This is a genomic window from Metabacillus niabensis (assembly GCF_902829255.1).
Lineage (GTDB): Bacteria > Bacillota > Bacilli > Bacillales > Bacillaceae > Metabacillus > Metabacillus niabensis.
The window spans coordinates 24,434-30,673 of the sequence record NZ_CADEPK010000361.1; the positions used below are offsets into that span (position 1 = coordinate 24,434).

At 35.1% G+C, this 6,240-nt stretch carries 7 protein-coding genes; 1 reads left to right on the forward strand and 6 read right to left on the reverse strand.

The features are described 5' to 3' along the window. Window positions 1-21 precede the first annotated feature (21 nt). Window positions 22-1,575, reverse strand: a complete 1,554-nt coding sequence (locus HU235_RS21120) for an acyl-CoA carboxylase subunit beta (RefSeq protein WP_174881489.1) — start codon at window positions 1,573-1,575, stop codon at window positions 22-24. Continuing rightward, the gene (mce, locus tag HU235_RS21125) at window positions 1,565-1,984 is read right to left on the reverse strand and encodes a methylmalonyl-CoA epimerase (protein WP_095299914.1); all 420 of its coding nucleotides are present in this window, start codon (window positions 1,982-1,984) and stop codon (window positions 1,565-1,567) included. Before mce ends, HU235_RS21120 begins: the two co-directional genes overlap by 11 nt. A 402-nt stretch (window positions 1,985-2,386) precedes the next feature. Here mce and prli42 point away from each other — a divergent pair, with 402 nt between their 5' ends. After that, a complete protein-coding gene (gene prli42 / locus HU235_RS21130; protein WP_170944318.1) occupies window positions 2,387-2,479 on the forward strand; it encodes a stressosome-associated protein Prli42 in 93 nt (30 codons plus the stop codon). Window positions 2,480-2,616: 137 nt separating this feature from the next. On the opposite strand, the gene HU235_RS21135 is transcribed toward prli42, so the two are convergent. The 4 genes from HU235_RS21135 to HU235_RS21150 form a co-directional block, all read right to left on the reverse strand. Next, window positions 2,617-3,570 carry an aromatic acid exporter family protein gene (locus HU235_RS21135; protein WP_095299913.1) on the reverse strand — a complete coding sequence of 318 codons (954 nt, stop codon included), beginning with the start codon at window positions 3,568-3,570 and terminating at the stop codon, window positions 2,617-2,619. A 295-nt stretch (window positions 3,571-3,865) separates the two neighbouring features. Continuing rightward, window positions 3,866-4,588 (reverse strand): amino acid ABC transporter ATP-binding protein, encoded by a 723-nt coding sequence (locus HU235_RS21140; RefSeq protein ID WP_095299912.1) that lies wholly within the window; start codon window positions 4,586-4,588, stop codon window positions 3,866-3,868. Beyond that, window positions 4,581-5,240 (reverse strand): amino acid ABC transporter permease, encoded by a 660-nt coding sequence (locus tag HU235_RS21145; protein ID WP_095299911.1) that lies wholly within the window; start codon window positions 5,238-5,240, stop codon window positions 4,581-4,583. The genes HU235_RS21140 and HU235_RS21145 overlap by 8 nt, the downstream gene beginning before the upstream one ends. Window positions 5,241-5,422: 182 nt before the next feature. Next, window positions 5,423-6,214, reverse strand: a complete 792-nt coding sequence (locus HU235_RS21150; RefSeq protein ID WP_174881490.1) for a transporter substrate-binding domain-containing protein — start codon at window positions 6,212-6,214, stop codon at window positions 5,423-5,425. Between the last annotated feature and the right edge of the window lie 26 nt (window positions 6,215-6,240).

Below are 6,240 nucleotides of genomic sequence, written 5' to 3' on the forward strand. Positions count from 1 at the left end.
CAAATTTTTTTCTTTCCATGCCTAAAGAGGAATATTCCCATGTTTTTTGCGTGGTCTTTCCTCCCTTTTAGTACGAAGCATGTCTAAAGCCTGAATTAACCTTATCCTTGTTTCCCTAGGGTCTATAACATCATCGACCATTCCATGACTAGCTGCTATATATGGGGTGGCAAATTTCCTACGATACTCTTCTATTTTAACACTTCTTGTCTGTTCAGGATTGTTAGATGCTTGAATTTCTTTAGAAAAAATAATATTTGCTGCACCATGAGGACCCATAACGGCAATTTCTGCAGATGGCCACGCAAATACTAAATCAGCACCAATCGATTTGCTATTTAACGCAACATATGCACCACCGTATGCTTTTCGTAAAATAACAGTAATTTTTGGGACTGTTGCTTCTGAATAAGCAAATAAAATTTTCGCACCATGGCGGATAATCCCTTCATGCTCCTGTTTAATTCCAGGGAAAAAGCCGGTGACATCTTCAAAAGTAATTAGCGGGATTTGGAAAGAATCACAAAAACGTATAAATCTTGCTGCTTTATCAGAAGCATCTATATTAAGACTGCCTGCTAAATATTTAGGTTGATTACATATCAGTCCAACGACTTCTCCTTTTATTCTTGCAAAGCCAATAACAATGTTTTTTGCAAAATCTTTCTGTACTTCCATAAAGGAATCTGCATCAACAACATGCTTAATAATATTTCGAACATCGTAAGATTTTAATGAGTCATCTGGAATTATTTCCGCAAGAACATTGCGATACTCATCCTGTTTTTGATACGGAAGAGAAGGTGGTTTTTCTTCATTATTTTGCGGTAAATAGCTTAATAACATGCGAACTTGTGCTAAAACTTCCTGTTCGGAGCTTCCAGAAAAATGAGCATTACCACTAATTGTATTATGCACATAAGCTCCTCCTAAATTCTCAGAAGAAATCGACTCACCAGTTACGGTTTTTATTACCTTAGGACCAGTAATGAACATTTGACTAGTCTTTTCAACCATAAAAACAAAATCTGTAATTGCTGGAGAATAGACGGCCCCACCTGCACATGGTCCTAATATAACAGAAATCTGCGGAATAACCCCTGAATATATTGTATTACGGTAAAAAATTTTCCCATAACCATCTAATGATACCACACCTTCTTGAATTCTCGCTCCGCCCGAATCATTAAGTCCTATGATAGGTGTTCTATTTTTTGCCGCTAAATCCATGACATTTGCTATTTTCAATGCGTGCATTTCACCTAATGCACCACCGAAGACAGTAAAATCTTGTGCAAATAAGTAAATTGATCTGCCATTGATTTTTCCAAACCCAGTAACTACACCATCACCAGGTCCATGAATTTCATTTAAGCCGAAGTCATGACAACGATGACGAATAAATGGATTCAACTCCACAAAAGTATCTTCATCTAAGAGAAGGCTAATTCTTTCTCTAACTGTTAATTTCCCTTTGTCATGCTGCTTAGCAATTTTTTCATCCCCACCACCCAATTCAATTTCTCGTCGTTTATCATATAATTCATTTATTTTGAAAAACATATCATCTGCCATCTTTATCACGACCTATCTTTTCGCATAACTCAATTAATACGTGATTGGAAACTTTCGGGTGAAGAAACGCAATTAGAGTTTTATTAGCCCCATTTCGCGGACATTCGTCAATAAGCTCTATTCCTCTTTCTTTTAATTCAATTAGCTTCCCTTGTATATCTTTCACTTGAAATGCAATATGGTGAACACCTTCTCCTCTTTTTTCAAGAAATTTGGCGATCGGTCCATTATCATCAGTGGATTCCAATAACTCGATTTTTGTATGACCTGCACTTAAAAAGGCTACCTTCACTTTTTGCGAAGGAACCTCTTCAAACCCTAAGCAGGTAAGTTGTAACATATCCCGATAAAATGGTAAGGCTTTCTTAATTGAGCGAACAGCAATGCCAATATGGTCAATTTGATTCATCTTTTCATTCCCCCATTAATTTTCAAGGCTCTTATCTAACAGGTTGTTGTTTTTAAGTACTACCTTTATATGAGTTGATTGGAGCTGCTGATTGCGAGACACCTTCGGGATGCGTGCGAGAGTTTAATGTTATAGCAAGTGTTTACACGGATAAGAAAAATCACACCACACTCCGCGGAAAGCGAATGCTGCACGAGGATAACAATCCTGAACGACTGCATTGTAAAAAAGCAACAAGGTTTGCGGAAAACAGTCACACAAACCATCCTTTATTAAATGATGTACCTGTTAATCGGGTATAAAGTTAGAGATTGACAACAATTTAATATAGAGAAACGACCTACAAACTATTGTTCAAAAACTTCTTTCACGTTAAAATAATAGGACAAGGAGTGAAGAAATATGTCTCGGAAAACACAAAAATTTTTTGTTTATATCATGATTGGCATAATGCTTGTCTCTACATTATTGGCAGGGGTATCTATGTGGTTTTAAATAGATTGTGATCAAGGTGTTTAGTTTATGAAGAACAAATATACAAGATGTTGTATATGTATATGTTAAAATGCCAAAAAAGAGTCTTGTAATAAGACTCTTTTTTCATGTGAATAAGACACACTATTTAAACAATGTTAGGCATCCATTCCTTTAAATTGACTTTTTATAATTAAATACTCTTCCATTTCCTTAATAAAAAGTAAAAGTGCTGCACGTACTTCAAATTCTTCCCTCGTCTTCGGTAATTCCATTTCCTGAAACGTCTGCTTCATATCTAATAGTTCAACAAGAAATTTATGTGCAGTGTTTCCAGGATGTATATTCATCTTTAAATTATGAATAAAGGCTGCTACCATTCGACTTTGATCTACTAATGTATGGATCGATGTGACTAGAGGAATGATTCTTTCAATAATTTCAAATTGTTTTTCTCTCATCTTAAAATAATGATAATAGGTATTTTCATGGCGCAAAAAATGGTTCTCGACATCTCGGAATGCCATTGTTTTCGCTTCATTTATCAATTCCGCAGTTTTTATGATTTCCTGACCATCCCAATCACGGTCGTCTTCTAAAAGATATTCTTCAATTTCCTGAAAAATTGCAGCAAAGTTCGCTTCTATTTCCTTTTGATAATTTTTAAGCTTATGCTCCATACTTGGCATATATAGATTCATGATCAGAGCAATTCCAATACCGATTAAAATTAAAAGAAACTCATTTGCGACGACTCCCCATGTAATTCCACCTGAATTATATAAATGAAAAATAATAACGGTACTAGTTACAATACCTTCAGATGCTTTAACAATAACGGTTGTTGGAATAAACACTAATAGCATGGCTCCGATAATAATCGGATGATACATTATTCCTTCAAAGAAAACGAATGAAAATAAAATCGCAATCGAACAAGCAAGAAATCTTTCCCAGGAGCTTTGTAATGATTTTTTCTTAGTAATTTTAATACATAAAATTGTTATAATCCCTGCTGAAACATAATTATCAAGTTGAAGAAACTGTGCTAGCATGACAGCAATCGTCGTCCCAAGTGCAGTTTTCACTGTTCGATAACCAATTTTAAACATTTATAAACTCCTCTAATCCTTCTTTATTCTTATGAAATTATAAAAGGCTCTTTTCTAAAATGATGTTGTTTTTACGCTTAAACAAGGCTGATTGGAGCTTAGTAGCAGACTCCAGCGAACTGTGTAAGTTAGATTTACCTTGTACAGCTGTTCACACCGCTCAGACTCATCACCCACCACACGGAAAGCGAGTACTGCACGAGAAAATCTACCAAAACGACTACAAATGAAAAGCAACATATTTTATGAAAACAGCTTAATAAAAAAAGATGATCAATTGATCACCTTTTTGTTATTATAACATTTTTTCAAGGAAATCTTGCGCTCGTTTTGTTTTAGGTGAAGTAAAGAACTCACTTGGCTTTGCATCTTCGACAAGCTTTCCTCCATCTAAAAATAACACACGATCTGCAACTTCTTTAGCAAATCCCATTTCATGGGTAACAATCGCCATTGTCATCCCAGATCCTGCCAAGTCCTTCATTACCTCTAGAACCTCCTTGACCATTTCTGGATCAAGGGCAGATGTTGGCTCATCAAATAGAATAACATCTGGATTCATTGCAAGGGCACGAGCGATAGCCACACGTTGCTTTTGTCCACCAGAAAGGCGATTTGGGTATTCATTTGCTTTATCACTCAAACCAACTTTTTGCAGCAATTCTTTCGCCTTATCTTCCGCTTCTTGTTTCGATAAACCATTAACTGTTATTGGTGCATAAGTTAAATTATTTAAAACCGTTTTATGTGGGAATAAATGAAAATGTTGAAAAACCATTCCGACATTTTGACGAACTTTTGCAATATCTGTTTTAGGATCTGTGATCTCTTCTCCATTAATCCATACTTTACCTTCTGTTGGCTTCTCAAGTAAGTTTAAGCAGCGAAGAAATGTCGATTTACCAGATCCTGAAGGACCGATAATCGCGATAACCTCACCATGAGAAATCGTTGTCGAAATCCCTTTTAAAACTTCAAGCTTACCAAAGGATTTATGCAAATTTTCAACTTTAATCACTTCGTTTCATTCTCCCTTCAATTCCTTTACCTAGGAGTGTTAAAACCATTACCAACACATAGTAAATGAGTCCAGCAAAGATTAATGGCGCAAAATAGTTATACGTATCTGCCCCTACTTGGTAAGCACGTCTCATTATATCCTGAACACCGATAACAGTAACGATTGCAGATTCCTTTGTTAATGTAATGAATTCGTTCATTAATGCAGGCAAAATATTTTTAAATGCTTGCGGTAAAATAATATCCTTCATCATTTTTGAATAAGGAACTCCTAGTGCCATTGATGCTTCTGTCTGGCCTTTATCGATCGCATTTATACCAGCGCGAATAATTTCAGATATATAAGCAGCTGAGTTTAAAGAAAAAGCCGCTACTGCTGCAGGGTACGGATCAATCGTAATCCCCAAAATTTGTGGAAGCCCAAAGTAAATAATTAATAATTGTAAAACTAATGGTGTTCCTCTAAAAATAGATGTATATGCATCCGCTAACCACATTAAAGGTTTAATTCGACTAATTTTGAATAACGCAAGGATAATTCCCCATGCAAAACCAATAATGAGCGATAGGAAGACGATTTGTAACGTAACCCAAATACCTTGCAAAATAAAAGGTATTGATGGGACGATTGAGGAAAAGTTTATGTCCATACTATCTTTAATTCCCTTCTAAAATTAATACAATATTTTACTCGATTTAGAGTATTTTCTAAATCGTTGATCCTTCTAATAATTACTCATACGTATCCCCACATAATAGTATACGTATAACGTATATACCATGTGGGGATGAGGATTATATATAATGTAGTGGCACTAAAAAAGAGAAATTATTATTCTCCACCAAGCCATTTCTTAACTAACTCGTCGATTTCACCGGCTTCTTTCATTTCACCAAGAGCTTTGTTAAATTCTTCAGTAATGTCACTACCCTTCGGAAAGGCAATTGCATAACCTTCTTCTGCCTCTTCTTCAAGAGTAAACCCTGTTAAGTCTTTATCTTTTTCAAAATATTCTTCAGCAACTAAATCTTCGATAATTGCTACATCAATTCTACCTGATTTCATTTCTTGAACTAAATCAGAGATTTTGTTTCGATTTTCAATTTTTATATCATATTGCTCTGCAAGTTCATTTGCCTTTTCTTCTTGTACTGAGCCCAATTGCACACCGAGTGTTTTGCCTTCTAGCTCATCGAGACTTTTGATTTCATTGTCTTTTAATGAAACAATCATATGTTTTGCTGTGAAATAAACATCTGAGAAATCTACATTTTTTTCTCGATCTGGATTTTTTGACATTCCAGATAACACCAAATCAACTTGGTTTGCTTGAAGTGCAGGAATTAAACTGTTAAAATCCATATCTTGGATTTTAATTTCGTAACCAGTTTTTTCTGCTAATGCCTTTACAAGATCAATATCAAACCCGATAAATTCATTACCGTTTGCAGTATCGACATATTCAAAAGGTGGATAATCAGCAGAAGTAGCCATTTTTAATACTTTCTTTTCACCATCTTTAGAACCAGATGTTGACTCATTAGATTCATCTGCACTTGTGCCACATGCAGCTAATAATCCAATGATTAAAATACTTGTCAAAAAGACTTTTAATTTTCTCATAATAATATCCTCCAATAATTCCCTTT